This window comes from Streptomyces sp. GLSS-08 (assembly GCF_056387915.1).
Genome location: NZ_JBWJAQ010000004.1, coordinates 372137 through 393358 on the forward strand (window position 1 = coordinate 372137; position 21222 = coordinate 393358).

A 21222-nucleotide genomic window follows, 5' to 3' on the forward strand; every position below is an offset into this window, starting at 1 on the left:
CCGCACGGCTCGGCCGGGGCGGCACCGACCCCACCATTCACGTGGTCGCAGTGTCAACGGAACCGGCCGACGCGCCGCGACGCCTCTGCCGGGCGCGGGGGTCCCGGCGCGCCGTGCGGCGGCGCTCCGGCAGCACCCGACCGGCTTCTGGTGGCATGGCCACTCCTGACACAGAATGTGACCAAGAACACCTTGAGTGTGCGTGGACGTCTGCGGCCGCGCTCATTGGGTAGGGCTGCGACAACCCGCGCCCGCCGCACGACGACAAGGAGACCCCCGTGGCCGCTTCGGCACACCTTCTGCTCTCGGCCCTCTCCAAACCCTCGGCGGAGTGCTCCGCCGATGCCCGCGACGCCGGCCTCCGGCCGAAACAGCGGGGAGCCCGGCCCGCCCGAGTCCCCGAGCGGGACACGCTCGGCGTTGCTCCGCAGGAGTGCGACAGCGCCGAAGGTTCCTGGGGCGAGGCACCGCTCACCAGTGAGCCGCCGCTGCCCGACGCCGAGCCGCTGACCAGCGAGCCGCCCCTCCCCGACGCCGCCCCCCTGACCAGCGAGCCGACCTCGACCGGCGCCGCAGCGGGGGTCTAGATGGCCCCGGCCGAGCCCGTCGAGAACCCGCCGTCCGACGCCGCGTCCGCCCCGCCCGCCGAGCCCGCCGAGAACCCGCCGTCCGACGCCGCGTCCGCCCCGCCCGCCGAGCCCGTCGAGAACCCGCCGTCCCGCACCGCGTCGGCCCCGCGGACCGAAGCCGCCGAAGCCGCCGAGGCCGAGTCCGCCGGGACACCGCTGTCGCGGCTGGCCTCCCTGCACGGCGTCGCCACCTCCTACCGCCCCTCCACGGACCGCACGGTCCCCGCCTCGGACACCGCGGTCGTCGCGGCCCTCGCGGCCCTGGGCGTCGACGCGAGCACCCCGCAGGCCGTCCGCGCCGCCCTCGCGTCCCGGGAGGCCGAACTGCACGAGCGGCTGCTGCCCCCGACCGTCGTGTCCTGGGGAGGCCGCGCGCCCGCCGCGCTCGACGGTCTGCCGGACGGCACCAGGCTGCGCGTCGAGACCGAGCAGGGCGAGACCCGCACCTCCGCCCTGGACCTCCCGGCCGGCATCCACACCCTGTGCGTCACCGCACCCGACGGCCGCACCGCCGACGCCCACCTCGTGGCCGCCCCCGCCCGGCTGCCCGCCCCGCCCGGACGCACGTACGGACTGCTCGTCCAGCTCTACTCCCTGCTCTCCCGCCGTTCCTGGGGCATGGGCGACCTCGGCGACCTGAGCGAGCTGACCACCTGGGCGGGCCGCGCGCTCGGCGCCGGATTCGTACAGCTCAACCCGCTGCACGCGGCCGTGCCCGGCACCCCCACCGACCCCTCCCCCTACCGGCCCTCCTCGCGCCGCTTCCCCGACCCGGTGCACCTGCGCGTCGAGGACGTCCCCGAGTTCGCCCACGCCGGCGACCGCGACCGGCTCGACGACCTGCTCCGCCGCGCCGATGCCCTGCGCGACTCCGTCCTGAACAAGGGCGCGCTGATCGACCGCGACGCCGTGTGGGACCTCAAGCGCGAGGCACTCGAACTGGTCCGCGCCGTGCCGCTCGGCCCCGGACGGCAGGCCGCCCACGGCGACTTCCTCGCCCGGGAGGGCACCGCCCTGGAGGACCACGCCACGTGGTGCGCGCTGGCCGAGGTGCACGGCTCCGACTGGCACCGGTGGTCGGCCGGACTGCGCGACCCGCGCTCGGCCGAGACCGCCCGCGCCCGGACCGGACTGGCGGACCGCGTCGACTTCCACACGTGGCTGGCCTGGCTCACCGACGCCCAGCTCACCGCCGCCCAGCGCGCCGCCCGCGACGCCGGCATGGACATCGGCCTCGTCCACGACCTCGCGGTCGGCGTCCACCCGGGCGGCGCCGACGCCTGGGCACAGCAGGAGCACTTCGCCGCCGGAATGACCGTGGGCGCCCCACCGGACGCCTTCAACGCGCTGGGCCAGGACTGGAGCCTGCCGCCCTGGCGCCCCGACCGGCTGGCCGAGTCCGGCTACGCCCCGTACCGCCGGCTGCTGCGCGCCCTCTTCCGCTACGCGGGCGCCCTGCGTATCGACCACGTCATGGGCCTGTTCCGGCTCTGGTGGATCCCGCAGGGCCGGCCGCCCACCGAGGGCACCTACGTCCGCTACGACGCCGAGGCCATGCTCGCCGTCCTCGTACTGGAGGCATCGCGTGCCGGGGCACTGGTGATCGGCGAGGACCTCGGCACCGTCGAGCCGGGCGTGCGGGAGGCCCTGCAGGAGCGCGGGGTGCTCGGCACCTCCGTCCTGTGGTTCGAACGGGACTGGGCCGGCGACGGCCTGCCGCTGCCGCCCGAACGCTGGCGCGCCGACTGCCTGGCCACCGCCACCACGCACGACCTCCCGTCCACCGCCGCCCGTCTCACCGGCGAGCACGTGGAACTCCGCGACAGCCTGGGCCTGTTGACCCGGCCCCTGGCGCAGGAGCGGGCCGAGGCGGCCGCGGACACGGGGGAGTGGCTGGCACTGCTGGCCCGGCTCGGACTGCTGAAGGGCGACGGCGGGGGCGGGGCTGAGGGTGAGCCCAAGGGCTGGGGCGGGGCTGAGGGTGAATCCAGGGGCTGGGGCGAGGGTGGGGGTGAGCCCGGGGGCGGAGGAATCTCGTCGGCGTCCGAGGAGGCCGAGATCCAGGCGGTGCACCGGTTCCTGCTGCGCACGCCGGCCCGGATGGTCGGCGTCTGGCTGCCGGACACCGTCGGGGACCGGCGCCCGCAGAACCTGCCCGGCACCTGGGACCAGTATCCGAACTGGCGACTGCCCATCGCCGACGCCGGGGGCCGTCCCGTCACGCTGGAGGAACTGGCCGCGTCACCCCGGCTGCACGCCCTCCTGGACGTGCTGCGGCCGAGTCCGGCGCCCCCGGCGTCCGCTGCCGCACCCGGCACCCCTGACGCCTGACGCCGCGGATGTCCGTCCGGCCCGGGGGCGTGCCTCGCGTGCTCCCCGGACCGCCGGCCGGGCCCCGGCCCATGAGCCCCTCGTACGGCACCCGGGTCCTTCCTATGGCACCCCGGGCGCGCGGCCGCTCCGGGCGTTCGCTACGTTTGCACCGTGGACAAGAAGAACGCCCTGCGCGCCGGCGCCCTGGCTGCCGGTACGACGCTGATGATGCTGCTCATGTCGTCCCCCGCGCTCGCGCTCACCCGCGACGACGGTGACGACCCCGGCAAGGGCCTGAGCGTGATCGACACGCTGGGTCTCTACGTCGCGGCGCCGATCGTGCTGTTCCTGGTCATCGCCGGACTCGTGATGGTCCTCGACAAGTCCCAGAAGCAGCACAGGCACGAGAAGCAGGGCTGACCGCCGCCGTCCGCCTCTGATCTTCCCCGCCGAGGGAGTCCGCACCCATGGGGTGTACGGGCTCCCTCTACGCGTTTCCCGCCGGCCGTACGCGCGTACGGCCGGCCCACGCCGTGCCTGCGGGTGCGGTGCCGTACCAGGCTGTGTCTGCGGGTGCGGCCCGATTCGAGCTGTGTCTGCGGGTGCGGCCCGGTTCGGTACCGGGCCGAGCGCGACCCGGCCGGCACGTCCGTGCCTGCGCAGCAGCGGCGGCATCGTCCGGCCGCGGCAGATGTCAGCTCGTGGTACCGGCGAGCAACCGGCGCAGCAGATCGGCCAGTTGGGCCGCCTGCTTGGGGTCGAGTGCGTCGAGCGCCGAGGTCTGGACGGCGAGGCCCGCGCCCACCGCCTCGTCGATCAGGCGGTACCCCTCGTCCGTGAGGGTCACCTGGAGCCCTCGCCGGTCGTGCGGATCGGGGGACCTGCGCAGCAGCCCCGCGCGCTCCAGCTTGTCGAGGCGGCCGGTCATTCCGCCGGTGGTGAGCATGAGCGTCGCCGAGAGCTGGCGGGGCGAGAGCGTGTAGGGCTCACCGGAGCGGCGCAGGGTGGCGAGTACGTCGAACTCGCCGCGGGAGATCCCGAACCGCGTGTACGCCCGCTCCATGCGGTCGCCCATCGCCCGTGAGAGGCGGAAGACGCGGCCGAAGACCTCCATGGCCCTGGTGTCGAGGTCGGGCCGTACGTCGGCCCACTGCTCGACGATCGCGTCGACTTCGTCCTGGCTCGGCGGGTTCCCGGTCATGGGGGGAGTATCCGCCCGTGCGTCGGTCGGTCGCAAGAAAGTAGCTTGACGATAAGTCGCTTAGCGCTAAGCTACTTTCTACTGACTTACTTTCCGCCGACGCGTCCAGGCGTCGGCCCACCTTGCGGAGGGCGCCGTCATGACGGACGCGACACCCGGCTCCACGGGCACCACCGGACGGCGGTCCGCGACCGTCCTGCTGACCGCCCTGGCCCCGGTCTCCTGGGGCAGCACCTACGCCGTCACCACCGAGTTCCTGCCGGCCGACCGCCCGCTGTTCACCGGGCTGATGCGCGCCCTGCCCGCCGGGCTCGTGCTCCTCGCGCTGGCCCGGGTGCTGCCGCGCGGCGTCTGGTGGTGGAAGTCGGCGGTCCTGGGCGCGCTGAACATCGGGGCGTTCTTCCCGCTGCTCTTCCTCTCCGCGTACCGGCTGCCCGGCGGGATGGCCGCGGTCGTCGGCTCGGTCGGCCCGCTGTTCGTGGCCGGGCTCGCCGCGCTGCTGCTGGGGGAGCGGCCCACCGTACGCACCCTGCTCACCGGGATCGCCGCCGCCCTGGGGGTCAGCCTGGTGGTGCTCCAGGCGGCCGGGGCGCTGGACACCCTGGGCGTCCTCGCCGCCCTCGCCTCGACCGCGTCGATGTCGACCGGGACGGTGCTGACCAAGCGGTGGGGGCGCCCCGACGGCGTCGGCCCCCTGGCGCTGACCGCCTGGCAGCTCACGGCCGGCGGACTGCTGATCGCCCCGCTCGCGCTCCTCGTCGAGGGCGCGCCGCCCGCGCTCGACGGGCGGGCGGTCGGCGGGTACCTCTACCTGGCGCTGGCGAACACGGCGGTCGCGTACTGGCTCTGGTTCCGCGGCATCGGCCGGCTGACCGCCACCCAGGTCACCTTCCTCGGCCCGCTCTCGCCGCTCACCGCGGCCGTCATCGGCTGGGCGGCGCTCGGCCAGACGCTGATGCCGCTCCAACTAGTCGGCATGGCCCTGGCGTTCGCGGCGACGGTGGCGGGCCAGCGGGCACCCCGCCGCACCACCGGTCCGGCCGCCACGCCCCACCCGGTCACCGGCACCCCGGTCACCGGCACCCCCACCACCCTTGCTGTCCCCGCCGTCCCCGCTTCCGACACCGTCGCCCCGGGGTGACCTCCGTACCGTCCGAGTCGCGGACTCCGCGACGGCGCGGCAACCGGGAGGGGGCGCCCGGCACATCGCCGGGGCCCCCTCTCAACTGCGACAGGTCACGCCACGTCCGCCGTACGACGGCTCAGAGCACGTCCGCCGTAGGACGGCTCACGCCGCCACCGCCGTGCAACGCCTCACGACGCCGCCGCGTCCGCCGCCTGGGCCTTCAGGGCCCGTTCGACGCCCGAGCGGGCCTCCGAGATCAGCCGCTGAAGGGCCGCGTTCGGCTCCGCGGTGGCCAGCCACGCGTCCGTCTTCGCGAGGGTGTCCTCGCTGACCTGCACGGACGGGTACAGGCCCACCGCGATCTGCTGGGCCATCTCGTGCGAGCGGGACTCCCAGACGTCCTTGACCACGGCGAAGAACCTGTCCGTGTACGGGGCCAGCAGCTCCCGCTGCCCGGTCTGCACGAAACCGCCGATCACCGCCTCCTGCACGGCGTTCGGGAGCTTGTCGGACTCCACGACCGAGGCCCAGGCCTCCGCCTTCGCCTCCTCGGTCGGCCGGGCCGCACGGGCCGTCGCCGCGTGCCGTTCGCCGGCCGCCGTGCGGTCGCGCTCGTACTCGCTCGCGATCTCCGCCTCGCCGAAGCGGCCGACCGCGGCGAGCCGCTGCACGAACGCCCAGCGCAGCTCGGTGTCGACGGCCAGGCCCTCGATGGTCTCCCGGTCGTCGAGCAGGGACTCCAGGAGGTCCAGCTGCTCCGGCGTCCGGGCGGTCGCCGCGAAGGCGCGCGCCCAGGCGAGCTGGTGGTCGCTGCCCGGCTGCGCGGTGCGCAGGTGGGCGAGCGTCGCCTCGGTCCAGCGGGCCAGCAGCGTCTCGCGGGCGGCCGGGTCCGCGTACTGCTCGATCGCCAGCTTGACCTGGCGGTGCAGCGACTGCACCACGCCGATGTCGGACTCCTTGCCGATGCCGGCGAGGACGAGGGAGACGTAGTCGCGGGTCGCGAGCTCCGCGTCACGCGTCATGTCCCACGCCGACGCCCAGCACAGGGCGCGCGGCAGCGACGACTCGAAGTCGCCCAGGTGCTCCGTCACGAACGCGAGGGACTGCTCGTCCAGGCGCACCTTCGCGTACGACAGGTCGTCGTCGTTGAGCAGGACCACCGCCGGACGGCGCTTGCCCACCAGCTGCGGTACGTCGGTCAGTTCGCCGTCGACGTCGAGTTCGACGCGCTCACCGCGCACCAGCTTGCCGCTCGCGTCGAGGTCGTACAGGCCGACCGCGATGCGGTGCGGACGCAGCGTCGGCTCACCCTTCGCGCCGGCGGGCAGCGCGGGAGCCTCCTGGCGGATCGCGAAGGCGGTGATGACGCCGTCGGCGTCGGTCTCGAGCCGCGGCCGCAGGACGTTGATGCCGGCCGTCCGGAGCCACTTCTCGGACCAGGTGCCGAGGTCGCGGCCGCTGGTCTCCTCCAGCTTGCCGAGCAGGTCCGACAGCCGGGTGTTCCCGAACGCGTGGGCCTTGAAGTAGGCCTGCACACCGCTGAAGAACTCATCCATGCCGACGTAGGCGACGAGCTGCTTGAGGACGGAGGCGCCCTTGGCGTACGTGATGCCGTCGAAGTTGACCAGGACGTCGTCCAGGTCGCGGATCTCGGCCATGATCGGGTGCGTGGACGGCAGCTGGTCCTGGCGGTACGCCCACGTCTTCATGGAGTTCGCGAACGTCGTCCACGACTGCGGCCAGCGCGAGTCGGGGTGGTACGCCTGACAGGCGATCGAGGTGTACGTCGCGAACGACTCGTTGAGCCACAGGTCGTTCCACCACTCCATGGTCACGAGGTCGCCGAACCACATGTGGGCCAGCTCGTGCAGGATGGTCTCGGCCCGGACCTCGTACGCGGCGTCGGTCACCTTGGACCGGAACACGTACTGGTCGCGGATGGTGACGGCGCCCGCGTTCTCCATCGCGCCCGCGTTGAACTCCGGCACGAAGAGCTGGTCGTACTTCTCGAACGGGTACGCGTAGTCGAACTTCTCCTGGAACCACTCGAAGCCCTGCCGGGTGACCTCGAAGATGGCGTCGGAGTCGAGGAACCCGGCCAGCGAGGGCCGGCAGTAGATGCCGAGCGGCACCGACTGCCCGTCCTTCTCGTACACGCTGTGGACGCTGTGGTACGGCCCGGCGATCAGCGCGGTGATGTACGTGGAGATGCGGGGCGTGGGCTTGAAGGTCCAGACGTCGTCGCTGGGCTCCGGCGTCGGCGAGTTCGAGATGACGGTCCAGCCGGAGGGCGCCTTCACGGTGAACTGGAAGGTGGCCTTCAGATCGGGCTGCTCGAACGAGGCGAAGACCCGGCGGGCGTCCGGCACCTCGAACTGGGTGTAGAGGTAGGCCTGCTGGTCGACGGGGTCGACGAACCGGTGCAGCCCTTCGCCGGTGTTGGTGTACTCGCAGTCCGCCACGACCCGCAGGACGTTGCGTCCCTCCAGCAGGCCGGGCAGCGTGATCCGCGAGTCCTTGAAGACCTCGGAGGGGTCCAGCGGGTCGCCGTTGAGGATGACCTCGTGGACGGCCGGGGCGACCAGGTCGATGAAGGACTCCGCGCCGGTCTCGGCGGAGTCGAAGCGCACCGTGGTCACGGACCGGTAGGTGCCGCCCCCACTCCCGGCTCCGTTCGGGGTGGTGCCCCCGCTCTGCGCGTCGGAGAGGTCGAGTTCGATCTCGTACGAGTCCACGCTCAGCAGCTTCGCCCGCTGCTGTGCCTCTTCCCGGGTCAGGTTTGTGCCAGGCACGCGGTCATCTCCTCGTTATGTGTGGGTCGCGTCATCCTTCCATGGGAACTGCGCGGAACGCGATGTCCGTTTCCCGCCGGTAAGGCGGCCGCCCGGAGGCGAGTCTTCAGGCATGACGACCTGTACCGCACGACCCGTCGAGCAGACGGTGCTCAAGGAACTCCGGGACCGGGACGACGCCGGACGGCCCCTCGCTCCGTACCCGGACGAGGAGGGCGGGGCGCCCCTGCGCTGCTGTCTGCGCCCCAGTGTGCCGGGGGAGCGGATCGCCCTCGTCTCCTACGCGCCGCTGCGGCGGTGGGCGGCCGCGACGTGGGCGCGGCCCGGAGCCTACGACGAGCAGGGGCCGGTCTTCATCCACGCCGGGGAGTGCGCGGGGCCTGAGCCCGGCGCAGAGCGGTATCCCCTGGCCCGGCCGGGTGCCCTGCGGGTCCTCAGGCGGTACTCCGCAGAGGGGCACATCCTGGGCGGGCGCCTGCTGGAGATCCCCCGGGACGCCGAGGCGGCGCTCGACGGGGCCCTCGCCGACGCCTTCGCCGACCCGCGGGTCGCCCTGGTCCACGTCAGGGCCGTGGAGTACGGGTGCTTCCTCTACGAGGTACGGCGGCCCTGAAGGAGCCTCGGGCACCGGGACGGCTCCCGCTGCTCGGACGCCGCGGTGGCCGGGACCCTCGCCGGGGTCCCGGCCACCGCGGACCCGCGTCAGTCCTTCAGCTCGGCGGCGACCAGCTCCGCGATCTGGACCGCGTTCAGGGCGGCGCCCTTGCGGAGGTTGTCGCTGGAGACGAAGAGGGCCAGGCCGTGGTCGACGGTCTCGTCGGGGCGGATACGGCCGACGTACGAGGCGTCCTGGCCGGCCGCCTCCAGCGGCGTCGGGATGTCCGAGAGGACGACACCCGGGGCGCCGGCGAGCAGCTCGGTGGCGCGCTGCGGAGACAGCGGACGCGCGAAGCGGGCGTTCACCTGGAGGGAGTGGCCGGAGAAGACGGGCACGCGCACACAGGTGCCGGAGACCTTGAGACCGGGGATCTCCAGGATCTTGCGGGACTCGTTGCGGAGCTTCTGCTCCTCGTCGGTCTCGTTCAGGCCGTCGTCGACGACGTTGCCGGCGAGGGGGAGCACGTTGAAGGCGATGGGACGCTTGTAGACCTGCGGCTCGGGGAATTCGACCGCGCCGCCGTCGTGGGTCAGCCTGTCGGCGTCGGCGACGACCTTCTGCGCCTGGCCGTGCAGCTCCGCCACGCCCGCGAGACCGGAACCGGACACCGCCTGGTAGGTGGCGACGACCAGCGCCTCCAGGCCCGCCTCCTCGTGCAGCGGCTTCAGGACCGGCATCGCGGCCATCGTCGTGCAGTTCGGGTTGGCGATGATGCCCTTGGGGCGGTCGGTGATCGCGTGCGGGTTCACCTCGGAGACGACCAGCGGGACCTCGGGGTCCTTGCGCCAGGCCGACGAGTTGTCGATCACCACGGCGCCCTGCGAGGCGACCTTCTCCGCGAGCGCCTTCGAGGTGGCACCGCCCGCCGAGAAGAGCACGATGTCCAGGCCGGTGTAGTCGGCGGTGGACGCGTCCTCCACGGTCACGGCCGTGCCCTTGAAGTCGATCGTCGAACCCGCCGACCGTGCCGAGGCGAACAGGCGCAGCGTCTCGACGGGGAAGTCCCGCTCGACGAGAATCCTGCGCATGACCGTGCCGACCTGACCGGTGGCTCCGACGATTCCTACCTTCACGACGACTCCTAGCGTGCTTTTCCTGCGTACGGACGACAGGTCCCAGTGAACCCATCATGCGTCTCACCAGGCCCCGTGTGTCCAATCCATTGCCCGAGGAATGGGATGGCGCCTGTGACGTACCCCTCGGGCGGCCCCGCGCGGGTGACCCACGCCCCGGCGAACGTTTCGGCCCGCGCCGGCGTCGTAGAGGAAACGCGGCGAGGGGAGGGGTGACGGTGCTGCGCAGAAGGACGCGGCGCGTCCAGGGGGCGGACGACCCCCTGGACGCGGCCCAGGAGCGCCGGGTGCGTGCGGTGCTCGCGCTCGGCGGGGTGCCGCAGGCGGACCTGCCGGACGGGGTGCAGCAGGTCCGCCTGCGGCTGCTGGAACAAGGCGGGCGACACGCCGGCGGACTCGCCCGAGATGCGCGTCGCCTGTTCGCGGGTCCTCGTGGAGGGGACCGTGGTGAGCATCGCGCCAGGGACGGACGGGGACGTCCGGGTCGTGCTGAAGGTGAGGCGCTACTACCGGCCGCAGGCGTCGGTGAAGGACCGGCCGACGCTCACCGTCACCCTGGACGGCGGCGCGCGCGAGAACCTGAAGCCAGGCGTGTACACGCTCGTCCGGATCCCGGTGCGTCCGCAGGACGGGCAGGACTGGGAGGTCGGCCGGGGTGTCGGCGACGCGCGCAAGGAGCTGCTGAGGGCGCTGCCCGGTGCCGATGGGCTGACCTGCCAGGAGTCCCGGCGGGGCACCGGCTGACGGCGACGCGAAGGGGCGGGCGCCCGCGAGGACGCCCGCCCCTCCTGCCGTCACCCGTCGGTTACGGGGTGACCTTCTCGATCTTGACGCTGCCGAGGCCCGCGACCGTGCCGCGGGCGTTCACCAGCTGGACCTGGCCGAAGAACTCGCGGCCCTCGGGGGCCGCGGCGGCGGCGGTGACCGAGGCGGACACCGTCGCCGAGTCACCCGTGCCGAGCTTGACCGGCGCGGACCCGTCGACGCTGACCTCGCCGAGCGAGGACGAGAAGAACACGTCCTGGTAGTCGTACGCCGTGGAGCCCGAGGGAACCGCGTAGCCCACGACCTCGATGGTGTACGTCCCGGCGGCCGGGGAGGGCACGGAGACGGCCTCCTCGGAGTCGCCGTCCGCCGACGAGCCGACCGTCGTCCCGGCGGCGTTCTTCACCGTCAGGTCCAGGTCGGCGGCCGTGTCGGAGACCTTGCCGATGGCCACGTCGAGCGACTTGGCGCCCGCGGGCACCTCGACCGTGGTGGTCTGCGTCGCGCCCTCGGTGATGGTCGGCCGTGCCGTCTTGGAGGAGCCGAGCGGGCCGCCCTTGAGCGAGCCGTCGAGCGCCGCGAGGTTGTTCGTCACCTTCCAGGAGGCGGCGGCCGGGGTGCCGACCTTCGCCTCGGGGACCGTGACGACGGCCGGGTCGAAGGCCGCGCCGAACACGGCGACGTCCAGCTTGTACGGGTTGTCGAGCAGCGGCGACGTACGGCGCGACTCGACCTCGATCTCCCAGACGCCGGCCTGCGGGTCTGCGTACGCGCGCACGTCGGGCTTGCAGCCGTTGCCGCCGAGGTAGTTGTTGTAGCAGTACGGCGTCGAGGTGTTGTCGACCGGAACGCCGTACGGGTGGATGGAGATGAAGCGCGTCTGGCTCTTGTCCTTCAGCCCGCTCATCGCGACCTCGAGGGACTTGGCGCCCTCGGGGACCGTCACGAAGTACGACGTGCTGCTGTTGCGCTGCACCGAACCCGACGCGGAGTACGTGTACTTGACCGGCGCGGCGACGACGACGGTCGACAGGACCTGCTTGTCGATGCCCTCGGTGCGCGGGTCGTCGACCTCGAGGATCGCGCTCTTGATGCCGGCCGAGGACGGCTTGGCGGCGATCTTGATGGTGACCGGCGTGTTCAGCGGCAGCGAGACCTCGTCGGAGCTCGCGATGCGGAAGGTGCGGCCCGCGTTGTTCTCCAGGTGCAGCTCGTGGCGGAGCGCCCGGTCGGGGCCCGACGTACGGGTGATGGTCACGTCGTACGTCTTGGACTGGCCGGCCTTGAGGCCGCCCTCACGGTCGTACAGGCCCGTGCCGAAGCCCGGCGTCTTCAGGGCGTAGTCGACCGCCGTGTCGACCGGTGCCTTGACCGCGTAGGTGTGCGCGGTGGCGTCGTCCTTGATGGACTCCCAAGCGTCCCCGATGTTGATGAGGCCCGCACCCTCCTCGTACGCCTGCACACCCTTGATGTGGTCGGCGGTGGAGTTCAGCGCGGTGCGCAGCGTGGCCGGGGTGAGGTCGATGCCCTTCTGCTTCGCGGCGCTCAGCAGCAGCGCCGAGGCGCCCGCGGCCTGCGGGGAGGCCATCGACGTGCCCTGGAGCATCGAATAGCCCGCGGGCAGCGTGTAGCCGGCCTCCGCGACGGGGCTGCCGGGCAGCCAGGTCTGCGTGGTGTTGATCGAGGCGCCGGGCGCGCTGAGCGTCGGCGTGAAGCCGCCGTCCTCACGCGGGCCGCGCGAGGAGAAGGGCATCATCGCGTACGGCTTCTCCACCTGGGAGCCGTAGTTGGCGGCCCAGGTCTTCCTGGAGATGGCCGCTCCGACGGAGATGACCTTGTCGGCCAGACCGGGGTCGCCGATGGTGTTGGCGCCGGGGCCGGAGTTGCCCGCGGAGATCACCAGCTGGACGCCGTACGTGTCGATGAGACGCGTGTAGAGCTCGGCGCGCGCGTTGTTGCCGTCGTTGAGCGCCGGCAGACCGCCGATGGACATGTTCACGATGTCGACGCCGCGGTTGGCGACGAGGTCGATCATGCCCTCGGTGAGCGCGACGTTGGTGCAGCCGCCGGTCCAGGTGCAGGCGCGCGAGGAGACGAGCTTGGCGCCCGGCGCGGCGCCGTTCATCTTGCCGCCGAACAGGCCGTGCGCGGCGGTGATGCCCGCGACGTGCGTGCCGTGCTCGGACTCGATGATGCCGATGTTGACGAAGTCGGCCTTCTTGCCGACCCAGTCGCCGCCGTAGGGGTCGGTCGGCACGTCCTTGCGGATCTCGACGACGAACGGCTGCCGCTCGACGACGTCGGTCGCCGGGTTGTCGGTGCCGAAGTAGCCGGTCTGGAAGCCGTCCTTGTAGGGCTTCATCGACGCGTCGTCGGTGAAGTCCTGGTTGTTGTTCAGGTCGACGCGGACCGTGCCGGCCTTGGCGTCGTACAGCAGACCCCAGGCGTCGGTCGTGTCGCCGTCGCGGTTCGCGTCGCCGTTGGCGTCGCCGCCGACGGAGGCGGACTCGCGGAAGATGCTGACCTGGTAGTCGCCCGCCGGGGCCTTCCAGGTGGCGCCGCCGTAGGTGAAGACGGGGCCGGTGACCGGGTTGGTCATCCGGCGCCAGGTGAGGTCGCTGTCGGTGATCGGGTCGGTCGCGGTGACCCAGTCGACGATCTTGCGCTCACCGGTGGTGGTCTTCTGCAACGCCGGGTGCCCGAGGTCGACACCGGAGTCGAGGATGCCGATGGTGATGCCCCGGCCGTCCGCCTTCGGGTGTTCCCGCACGAAGTCGACGGCGCCCGTCTCGAAGGACGGGTTGTACGGGTTCTCGGCGGGCGTGCTCTTGGAGGGGGCCGGGTAGGCGGCCGTCGCGGTGGCCTGCTCCTTGGCGCCCTTGGCCGTGTCGGCGCTCGGGGCCGGGTCGTCGAGCGCGATCTCCTGGCGCAGGTCGATGCCGTGCACGGAGGTGAGCTTCGCGGCGGCGGCGATGGCCGCGTCGGCCTTCGCGGTCGGCACCGTGGCGCGGACGTAGCCGACCTTGTCGTAGGTGCGGCCCACGGAGCCGCCCTTCACCGCGTCCAGCCGGTCGGCGACCTGCTCGGTCTGCCCGGGGGCGGTGGCGATCATCATCGTGACGTTCTTGGCGCCCTCGGCCTTGGCCTCCGTGAGGAGGTCGGCGTCGGCCGAACCGAGCTTGGCGCTCGCGGACTTGGTGCCCGGGTCCGGTGTGGCGGGTGCGTGGTCCGCGGAGAAGGCCATGGGTATCGGCCCGGCCGCGGAGAGCGCGGCCATCAGGCCTGCGGCCACGGCCACGCGGGCCACGCGTCTCGCGCCCGATATCGGAGCGCGCTGAGGTTCGGGGGTCATCAGCTATCCCTTGTAGGTAAAGGAACGAGCGTGGAGCGAACGGACCCGGGATGAATCGGGCCGATCACATCAGTCCGGTATGTGAACCCGGAAGACCGCTCAGCTTTACCCAAGGGGCACTTGTTTGGGGAGAGTTGACCGTGGCGGGATGAGGGCATGGCGTACTTCCGCCATACGCCACGGCGGTCATAGCGGGACACGGAGGGGCGTTCCCGGCGGCTTGGCGCCGACCGGGCGCGGGTCTCAGCCGTCCTTCGTGCGCGCGTAGTGGCGGGACGCCTTCGCCCGGTTACCGCACGCCGCCATCGAGCACCAACGGCGGGTGCCGTTCCGCGAGGTGTCGAAGAAGTGCAGGATGCACGAGCCGTGGGCACAGCGCCGGATGCGGTCGGGGGCGGCGGCGAGCAGCTCCAGGTAGTCGCGTGCGGCGAGCCAGGCGGGGCCCCACGCGCCGTCCTCGAACTCGGCGCTCTCGCCGGGCCCGCGCGGGGTCAGCCTCACCCTGACGCGCCCGTGCGCGAGGACCGCGTCGATGCGGTCCGCCCCGTCCTCCAGGGAGCCGTCGACGGCGGCGCGCAGGGCGTCGCGGGTGTGCAGGAGGTGTCGCAGGGTGGCGTCGTCGGCCGGGAAGTCCAGGCCGTTGGCTCGCAGCCACACCGTCAGGCCGTCGGTGTCCGTGAGCAGGTCCCGCACGGAGCCCTCGTGCATCCAGCGGGTGTTGAGCAGGTCGAGGGAGAGGGGCTCGCCGGTGAGCGGGCGCGGGTCCGGCGCGCTGGGCGCGGGGGACGCCGGGGACGCGGGGGTCATGGGGGCTCCCTTCACTGCTAACCGGTCAAGACTACGTGACCGGTTGCGTCCCCGCTGTCTAACCTCTAATCTCCATTACAAGGGTTAGCCCTCGGTTTCGGGGGCCCCACCGACGGAGGGGACTGTCATGACACCGCGCACCGGCCACATCGGCCTCAGCGTCACCGACCTCGACCGCTCGCTCGGCTTCTACCGGGACGTCCTCGGCTTCGGCGTGATCGCCGAGGGCAGGGAAGAGGGCCGCGAGTACGCGTTCCTGGGGGAGGGCGGCAGCCCCGCGCTCACGCTCTGGCAGCAGGCCGAGGGCCCGTACGACCGCGGCCGTGCCGGCCTCCACCACCTGGCGTTCGAGGCGGACTCGGTCGAGCGGGTCAGGGAGCACGAGACGGCGCTGCGCGCCTACGGCGTCGAGTTCGCGTACGAGGGCGTGGTCGCCCACCGGGAGGGCTCGGCCTCCGGCGGCATCTTCTTCCACGACCCCGACGGCACCCGCCTGGAGATCTACGCGCCCCAGGGCGCCGAGGAGGCGCCGACGCCCTCGTCCTCGGCTCCGACCTGCGGTTTCTTCTAGGAGAGGGGCGCGTCGTGACGTACCACCCCGGTTCACGCGCCGTGCAGGAGCGGGTCGGTGTCCGCGACCTCGCCGACCACGTGGGGCAGTCGATCGGCCAGGGCATCCGGCCCGTGGCGGCCGCCTTCCTGGAGCAGCAGCCGATGCTGGTGCTCGGCGCCGCCGACCCGGCGGGCGGCGGGGTGTGGGCGTCCCTGGTCACCGGCCGGCCCGGCTTCGTCCGAGCCACCGGGCCCCGCCTGATCTCCGTCGCGGGCGAGGTCCGCCCCGGTGACCCGCTGGCGGACGCGCTCTCCGCGCCGGGCACGGCGGTGGGCACCCTCGCCCTCGACCCGCGCACCCGCCGCCGGATGCGCCTCAACGGCCGGGCGCGCCCCACGCCCCGCGGCCTGGCCGTCGAGGCCGACCAGGTCTTCGCCAACTGCCCCAAGTACCTCCAGCGGAGGGAGAAGTACGAGACCGTCGACCGTGCTCCCCGGACGGCCCGCCACGGCCGCGAACTCAACCCCGGCCAGCGGGAGTTCATCGCCACCGCCGACACCTTCTTCCTGGCGAGCGTGCACCCGCGCGGCGCCGACGTGAGCCACCGGGGCGGCAACCCCGGCTTCGTGCACGCCGATTCACCCCACGAGCTCGCCTGGCGCGACTACCCGGGCAACTCGATGTTCCTGACCCTCGGCAACCTGGAGGCGGACCCGCGGGCGGGACTGCTCTTCCTCGACTGGTCGTCCGGGACACTGCTCCAGCTCACGGGCACCGCCCGCACGGAGTACGGCCCCGCCGGCGAGCGGACCGTCCGCTTCGCCGTCGCCGAGGCCGTGGAGACCGCCGGCGGCAGCCCGTTGAGCTGGTCACCGCCCGCCCTCTCACCGGCCAACCCGGTCCTGCCGTAACGTCGTCGCATGCACGAGGAGTTGCGGGTGGCGGCCTACGCCGTGTGTGTACGGGACGGTCGGCTGCTGCTGGCCCGCTGGGTGGCCGGCGACGGCAGCAAGCGGTGGACCCTGCCCGGCGGCGGCATGGACCACGGCGAGGACCCCTACGACACCCTCGTCCGCGAGGCCGAGGAGGAGACCGGCTACGCCGTGGAGCCCGTCACCCTCCTCGGCGTCGACTCCGTCCGCCGCGCCTACCCGCGCCGGCTGGGCAGGACCGCCGACTTCCACGGGCTGCGCATCGTCTACGAGGCCCGGATCACCGGCGGCGAACTGCGCCACGAGACCCACGGCTCCACCGACATGGCGGCCTGGCACCCACTGGACGCGGTGCCCGCGCTGGAGCGCGTCGAACTGGTCGACGTCGGCCTCGCCCTGTGGCGCGGGCGCCCGGCCTCGGGACGGCCCGCCGACGCCGGAACATAGGCCGTGTACCCCGGAAGATGAACGCAAAGTGACCGCCTCCCGGCCGTTCGGAGAGGGGCCCGTGGCCGCCCAGGGCACACGGAGATCCACGTACGGTGATCGGCGTTGCGCGTTGCTGTCGAGTTAACGCGCAGGTCATTCCCAGTGCCAACGATCCAGTGTGAGCGGGGATTTCGTGAGACGAGACCCCGCGACCACTGCCGACGCGTTCGTACCCGGGGAGATCGCGCCATGTCGCGCATACGCTCTGTCGCCACAGCCGCCGCCTCCGCCACCACCGCATCCCTCGACCGCCGCGCCCTGCTCGCCGCCGCCGGCGCGGTCTCCCTCTCCGCGGGCGTCGGGTACGCGCTGCGGCCCACCGCCGAGGCACACGCCGCCGCCGGCCAGGCACCGGCCGCCGCGGGCCAGGCACCCGTCGCCATGTCGCGCCGGGCGCCCGCCGTGCCCCTGGCGCCCTACACGCGCGGCACCACCCTGGGCTCGGTCGCGGCGCCCCGCGCCGGTTCCGGCTACCGGCGGCTCGGCGACGGCCCCGCCTGGCCGCGGGTCGTACGCGGCGAGCTGGCCGCACCGAGGACGGGCCGCGCCGGACGGCGCACCGCACTCGCCGCCTTCGTCCAGTTCACCGACCTGCATCTGGTCGACGTGCAGCACCCGCTGCGCTACGAGTACCTGCGCGCCCAGACCGCCAGCGCCTGGCGCCCCCAGGAAGCCCTGTCGGTGGCCGGCGCGGTCTCCCTCGTCGAGCGGGTCAACAGCCTGCGGGGAGCCCCCGTCACCGGCTCCCCGCTCCACTTCGTCATGACCACCGGCGACAACACCGACAACAACTCCAAGACGGAACTCGACTGGTTCCTCAAGGTGATGAGCGGCGGCCGCATCACCCCCAACTCCGGGGACCCGCGCCACTACGAAGGCGTCCAGAACAGCGACCTCAAGCTGTACTGGCAGCCCGACACGGCCCTGCGCGACGCCGACAAGCAGCACGGCTTCCCGCGCATCCGGGGCTTTCTCGACGCGGCCGTCCGCGAGCTGCGCAGCCCCGGCCTAGGCCTGCCGTGGTACTCCACTGTCGGCAACCACGACGCCCTGCCCGGCGGCTGCTACGCGCCCGGCGACTCCTTCTTCGCGGACTTCGCCGTCGGCGGCAGGAAACTGATGACCCTCGACGAGACCGTGGGCGCCGCCCTCTGGAAGAACGTCAAGCAGGGCGGCGACCCCAAGGGTGTCGACTTCCGGGCGATGCTCAAGTCCCAGGCCCGCCACATGCGTGCGGTCACCCCCGACGAGGCGCGCGCGCCCTTCACCCCGGCCGAGTACCTCGCCGCGCACCTCGACCCCGCCCACACCGGCCCCGGCCCGGTCGGCCACGGCTACTCCCAGGCCAACCTCGCCGCGGGCACCCAGTACTACGCCTTCCGCATCGCCGACGACGTCCTCGGCGTCAGCCTCGACTCGACCGACCCCGGCGGTCACTACGAGGGCTCGGTCGGCACGGCCCAGCTGCGCTGGCTGGAGCGGACACTGCGCGACAACAAGGACTCGTACGTCATCGTCTTCAGCCACCACACCAGCAAGACCATGCGCAACCTGCGCGCCGACCCCGCGCACCCCGGCGAGAAGCGCCACGGCGGCGCCGAACTGCTCGCCCTCCTCGGCGGCCACCGCAACGTGCTGGCCTGGGTCAACGGCCACAGCCACAAGAACGACATCACCCCGCACACCGCGTCCGGCGGCGGCTCCTTCTGGGAGATCTCCACCGCCTCGCACGTCGACTTCCCCCAACTCGCCCGCGTCATCGAGGTCGTGGACAACAAGGACGGCACGGTCTCCCTCTTCACCACCCTCGTCGAGTCCGCGGCCCCGCACCGCACGGACTACGCCGACCTCACCCAGACGGGCCTCGCGGCGCTCTACCGCGAACTGTCCTTCAACGCACCGGGCGCCCGCACCGACCTGTCCGGCGCGCCCGGCGACCGCAACACCGAACTGGTGCTCAAGAAGGGCTGAAACGCACTCAACCGCCCGGGCGGCAGGCAACTGCCGCCCCGTCCGCCGGGTCCCTCCCCCTGACCGTGCACATTTACGGGAACAGGACGATGGGGGAACACATGTCAGTGCGTACGGGACTGGTGGGGGCGACCGCGGTGGCGGTGGCCGTGACGCTGGCGGGGTCCGCGGCGGCGGCGCCCGCCGGACGGGACCACACGCCGACCAGGCAGGCCATGGACGCCGCCGTACGGGACGGCGTCCCGGGCGTCACCGCCCGGGCCGGGGACGAGCACGGCACCTGGAAGGCGGCCTCGGGAACCGGCGACCTGAGGACGGGCGCGCCCCGCCGCGCCGACGACCGGTACCGCGTCGGCAGCATCACCAAGACCTTCGTCGCGACGGTCCTGCTCCAACTGGAGGCGGAGGGCCGGCTGTCCCTGGACGACACCGTCGACGAGTGGCTCCCTGGCATGGTGCGGGGCCACGGCCACGACGGCGGCCGCATCACGCTGCGCCAACTCCTCAACCACACCAGCGGCATCTACAACGTCACGGAGGACGAGGGCTTCGCCCGCACCCACTTCCTCAAGGACGGCTTCCTCCGGCACCGCTTCGACACGGTGACACCCCGGCAGCTCGTCGGCCTCGCCATGCAGCACGAGCCGCACTTCGCCCCGGGCACGTCCTGGCACTACTCCAACACCAACTACGTTCTCGCCGGCCTGGTGATCGAGAAGGCCACCGGTCACCCGTACGCGACCGAGATCCGCCGCCGCGTCATCGAGCCGCTCGGGCTGCGCGCCACCCTCGTACCCGGCACGTACCCCAAGGTGCCCGGGCCCAGCAGCCGCGCCTACGGCAAGCTCGCCGCCACGACGACCGGGCCGACGTACGACGTCACCGAACTCAACCCCTCGCTCGCCTCCTCCGCGGGCGAGATGATCGCCGACTCCCGTGACCTGAACCGCTTCTACTCCGCGCTGCTGCGCGGCAGGCTCCTCCCGCCGAAGCAGCTCAGGGAGATGAAGACCACCGTCCGGGTCGACGAGATCCCGGGCGCCGGCTACGGCCTGGGCCTCATCGACCGCGAACTGAGCTGCGGCGTCCACGTCTGGGGCCACGGCGGCGGCATCCACGGCTCCACCTCGGAAGCCGTCACCACCGCCGACGGCCGGCACTCCCTCGCCTTCAACTTCAACGGCGACTGGTCGGGGGACAGCAACGCCGTGATCGAGGCGGAGTACTGCGGCAAGTAGCCCCCCCGGGGACGGGCCGCACGCACGAGGAGGGGCCGCCGGCGGTCCGGTGGCCCCTCCTCTCCCCTCCGGGTGTCCGCGGTCCGTCACTACCGGGGCAGCACCACGACATACGCCGCCGGATCACGGTCGCCCGCCGCCATCAGCGCGGTGCGCACGACCGCCGCCTGCTGCTCCCTCGCGTCCCGCAGCTTGCGCGGGGTGATGTGGACGACCGTGATGCCCAGCCGCTCCAGGTGCTCCCGCTTACGGGCGTACTCCGACCACAGCGCGTCGTCGTCCTGCCCGAGGCCCTGGCGGGGCGCGCGGGTGTCCAGCTCCACCGCCACCGCCTGCTCGGGCCAGTACGCGTCGAGACCGCCCAGGTGCGGGCCGCCCGGCAGCCGCAGGTCCACGTTCCACACCGGGTCGGGCAGGCCGTACTCGCGCACCATGCGGTGCAGGCGGTCCTCGGCGATCGAACGGCCCTCCGCCAGCAGCGAGTCCACGGCGTCCACCACGTGCGGCCGGTTCAGCAGCCGGGCCTGCGTCAGCTCCCGGACCAGCGCGGCGGGTTCGCAGTGGCCGCCGCGCACCGCCTCCGTGAGCAGCCTGCGCACCGTGGCCGCGTCCGACGGCTCCGCCACGGCGTCGGCGACGGCCCGCGGCACCGGGGCGAGCGGCACACCCGCGACCTGCTCGGGGACCGGCAGCACCGCGGTGCGCACGATCCGCGCGCAGCCCGTCGAGCGCAGCCGCCGCAGCCGGGGGACCAGGACGTCGATCCGCTCCAGGGAGGACAGCGGGGGCGTGCCGGAGAAGCCGTGCAGTGCGAGGGCGGCGAGACCGGTGACCAACACGTCCGGGTACGCCGGACGGCGCGGCTCCTCTGCACCCGGCTGGACCGGGACACCGGGCGCCGCCGCCCGCAGCGGGGAGCGGGCCGCGTACATCAGGACCGCGTGCAGCCGCTCCTCGCCGGAGGGCGCGCCCGGGTGCAGGACGTGGACCCCGGGAAGGATCTGCTGCCAGGCGCCGCCCGGGCGGCACTGCTCGTTCACCTCGGCGGCGGTCACACCGCGCGCCCGCAGCTGCGCGGTGGTCAGCACGCGCCGCTGCACCTCGGACAGGTGACGGAGGGGGCGGGGGGAGAGCGGGGTGTTGTGCGTCATGACCCCGAGCTTTCCGCCCGCGACCCGTTCCTTAACCGCTGTTACACGTCCGTCGACGAATCCGGACAAGCCCGTCCTAAAGTACGGACGTTCGACTGCCGAAAACGGCAGGTCCGGCCAGGGAGCCGACGGAGTTGCGGCCGTGCGTACAGGTATCCGGTAACCGCCGCTC

At 72.9% G+C, this 21222-nt stretch carries 17 protein-coding genes and 1 pseudogene; 12 read left to right on the plus strand and 6 right to left on the minus strand.

Annotated elements, in window-relative coordinates; translation table 11 throughout:
• The first annotated feature begins 278 nt into the window (after window positions 1–278).
• The 3 genes from AC0ZLC_RS09695 to AC0ZLC_RS09705 all read left to right on the plus strand — a co-directional run bounded on the left by AC0ZLC_RS09695 (window position 279) and on the right by AC0ZLC_RS09705 (window position 3362).
• Window positions 279–587 carry a hypothetical protein gene (locus AC0ZLC_RS09695; protein WP_476751481.1) on the plus strand — a complete coding sequence of 103 codons (309 nt, stop codon included), beginning with the start codon at window positions 279–281 and terminating at the stop codon, window positions 585–587.
• Window positions 588–2960, plus strand: a complete 2373-nt coding sequence (malQ, locus tag AC0ZLC_RS09700; RefSeq protein ID WP_476751482.1) for a 4-alpha-glucanotransferase — start codon at window positions 588–590, stop codon at window positions 2958–2960.
• 153 nt (window positions 2961–3113) lie between these two features.
• Window positions 3114–3362: a hypothetical protein gene (locus AC0ZLC_RS09705; RefSeq protein ID WP_476751483.1), complete on the plus strand. Its 249-nt coding sequence runs from the start codon at window positions 3114–3116 to the stop codon at window positions 3360–3362.
• Between the two features lie 274 nt (window positions 3363–3636).
• On the opposite strand, the gene AC0ZLC_RS09710 is transcribed toward AC0ZLC_RS09705, so the two are convergent.
• Window positions 3637–4143 carry a MarR family winged helix-turn-helix transcriptional regulator gene (locus tag AC0ZLC_RS09710; protein WP_476751484.1) on the minus strand — a complete coding sequence of 169 codons (507 nt, stop codon included), beginning with the start codon at window positions 4141–4143 and terminating at the stop codon, window positions 3637–3639.
• A 139-nt stretch (window positions 4144–4282) separates the two neighbouring features.
• Between AC0ZLC_RS09710 and AC0ZLC_RS09715 the strand changes: the two genes are divergently transcribed.
• Window positions 4283–5284 carry an EamA family transporter gene (locus AC0ZLC_RS09715; RefSeq protein ID WP_476751485.1) on the plus strand — a complete coding sequence of 334 codons (1002 nt, stop codon included), beginning with the start codon at window positions 4283–4285 and terminating at the stop codon, window positions 5282–5284.
• Between the two features lie 173 nt (window positions 5285–5457).
• Here the strand turns inward: AC0ZLC_RS09715 and pepN are convergent, their stop codons facing one another.
• The gene (gene pepN / locus AC0ZLC_RS09720; RefSeq protein ID WP_476751486.1) at window positions 5458–8061 is read right to left on the minus strand and encodes an aminopeptidase N; all 2604 of its coding nucleotides are present in this window, start codon (window positions 8059–8061) and stop codon (window positions 5458–5460) included.
• Between the two features lie 112 nt (window positions 8062–8173).
• Here pepN and AC0ZLC_RS09725 point away from each other — a divergent pair, with 112 nt between their 5' ends.
• The gene (locus tag AC0ZLC_RS09725; protein ID WP_476751487.1) at window positions 8174–8674 is read left to right on the plus strand and encodes a DUF1203 domain-containing protein; all 501 of its coding nucleotides are present in this window, start codon (window positions 8174–8176) and stop codon (window positions 8672–8674) included.
• Between the two features lie 89 nt (window positions 8675–8763).
• On the opposite strand, the gene AC0ZLC_RS09730 is transcribed toward AC0ZLC_RS09725, so the two are convergent.
• Complete coding sequence (locus AC0ZLC_RS09730; RefSeq protein ID WP_476751488.1) at window positions 8764–9792, minus strand: aspartate-semialdehyde dehydrogenase; 1029 nt, start codon at window positions 9790–9792, stop codon at window positions 8764–8766.
• Between the two features lie 212 nt (window positions 9793–10004).
• Here AC0ZLC_RS09730 and AC0ZLC_RS09735 point away from each other — a divergent pair.
• Window positions 10005–10175, plus strand: a pseudogene (locus AC0ZLC_RS09735) (RNA polymerase subunit sigma-70); the annotation flags it as partial.
• A gap of 64 nt (window positions 10176–10239) precedes the next feature.
• Window positions 10240–10536, plus strand: a complete 297-nt coding sequence (locus tag AC0ZLC_RS09740) for a hypothetical protein (protein ID WP_476751489.1) — start codon at window positions 10240–10242, stop codon at window positions 10534–10536.
• A 61-nt stretch (window positions 10537–10597) separates the two neighbouring features.
• Here AC0ZLC_RS09740 and AC0ZLC_RS09745 read toward each other — a convergent pair whose 3' ends face one another.
• Window positions 10598–13909 carry a S8 family serine peptidase gene (locus tag AC0ZLC_RS09745; protein WP_476751490.1) on the minus strand — a complete coding sequence of 1104 codons (3312 nt, stop codon included), beginning with the start codon at window positions 13907–13909 and terminating at the stop codon, window positions 10598–10600.
• A gap of 243 nt (window positions 13910–14152) precedes the next feature.
• Window positions 14153–14716, minus strand: a complete 564-nt coding sequence (locus tag AC0ZLC_RS09750) for a CGNR zinc finger domain-containing protein (protein WP_476751491.1) — start codon at window positions 14714–14716, stop codon at window positions 14153–14155.
• A 127-nt stretch (window positions 14717–14843) separates the two neighbouring features.
• On the opposite strand from AC0ZLC_RS09750, the gene AC0ZLC_RS09755 reads away from it, so the two are divergent.
• The 5 genes from AC0ZLC_RS09755 (at window position 14844) to AC0ZLC_RS09775 (ending at window position 19899) form a co-directional block, all read left to right on the plus strand.
• Window positions 14844–15287: a VOC family protein gene (locus AC0ZLC_RS09755; protein ID WP_476751492.1), complete on the plus strand. Its 444-nt coding sequence runs from the start codon at window positions 14844–14846 to the stop codon at window positions 15285–15287.
• 14 nt (window positions 15288–15301) lie between these two features.
• The gene (locus AC0ZLC_RS09760) at window positions 15302–16180 is read left to right on the plus strand and encodes a pyridoxamine 5'-phosphate oxidase family protein (RefSeq protein WP_476751493.1); all 879 of its coding nucleotides are present in this window, start codon (window positions 15302–15304) and stop codon (window positions 16178–16180) included.
• Window positions 16181–16189: 9 nt separating this feature from the next.
• A complete protein-coding gene (locus tag AC0ZLC_RS09765) occupies window positions 16190–16648 on the plus strand; it encodes an NUDIX hydrolase (protein ID WP_476751494.1) in 459 nt (152 codons plus the stop codon).
• Window positions 16649–16879: 231 nt separating this feature from the next.
• On the plus strand, window positions 16880–18661 hold the full coding sequence (locus tag AC0ZLC_RS09770) for a TIGR03767 family metallophosphoesterase (RefSeq protein WP_476751495.1): 1782 nt from the start codon (window positions 16880–16882) through the stop codon (window positions 18659–18661).
• A 101-nt stretch (window positions 18662–18762) separates the two neighbouring features.
• A complete protein-coding gene (locus AC0ZLC_RS09775; protein WP_476751496.1) occupies window positions 18763–19899 on the plus strand; it encodes a serine hydrolase domain-containing protein in 1137 nt (378 codons plus the stop codon).
• An 89-nt stretch (window positions 19900–19988) separates the two neighbouring features.
• On the opposite strand, the gene AC0ZLC_RS09780 is transcribed toward AC0ZLC_RS09775, so the two are convergent.
• On the minus strand, window positions 19989–21050 hold the full coding sequence (locus AC0ZLC_RS09780) for a hypothetical protein (RefSeq protein ID WP_476751497.1): 1062 nt from the start codon (window positions 21048–21050) through the stop codon (window positions 19989–19991).
• Window positions 21051–21222 lie beyond the last annotated feature (172 nt).

Bases quoted from the DNA above. Each gene is read 5' to 3' on its own strand.
- AC0ZLC_RS09770 (WP_476751495.1), top strand. From the start codon at position 16,880: ATGTCGCGCATACGCTCTGTCGCCACAGCCGCCGCCTCCGCCACCACC.
- AC0ZLC_RS09775 (WP_476751496.1), top strand. From the start codon at position 18,763: ATGTCAGTGCGTACGGGACTGGTGGGGGCGACCGCGGTGGCGGTGGCC.
- AC0ZLC_RS09755 (WP_476751492.1), top strand. From the start codon at position 14,844: ATGACACCGCGCACCGGCCACATCGGCCTCAGCGTCACCGACCTCGAC.
- malQ (WP_476751482.1), top strand. From the start codon at position 588: ATGGCCCCGGCCGAGCCCGTCGAGAACCCGCCGTCCGACGCCGCGTCC.
- AC0ZLC_RS09725 (WP_476751487.1), top strand. From the start codon at position 8,174: ATGACGACCTGTACCGCACGACCCGTCGAGCAGACGGTGCTCAAGGAA.
- AC0ZLC_RS09750 (WP_476751491.1), bottom strand. From the start codon at position 14,716: ATGACCCCCGCGTCCCCGGCGTCCCCCGCGCCCAGCGCGCCGGACCCG.
- AC0ZLC_RS09765 (WP_476751494.1), top strand. From the start codon at position 16,190: ATGCACGAGGAGTTGCGGGTGGCGGCCTACGCCGTGTGTGTACGGGAC.
- AC0ZLC_RS09745 (WP_476751490.1), bottom strand. From the start codon at position 13,909: ATGACCCCCGAACCTCAGCGCGCTCCGATATCGGGCGCGAGACGCGTG.
- AC0ZLC_RS09710 (WP_476751484.1), bottom strand. From the start codon at position 4,143: ATGACCGGGAACCCGCCGAGCCAGGACGAAGTCGACGCGATCGTCGAG.
- AC0ZLC_RS09715 (WP_476751485.1), top strand. From the start codon at position 4,283: ATGACGGACGCGACACCCGGCTCCACGGGCACCACCGGACGGCGGTCC.
- AC0ZLC_RS09780 (WP_476751497.1), bottom strand. From the start codon at position 21,050: ATGACGCACAACACCCCGCTCTCCCCCCGCCCCCTCCGTCACCTGTCC.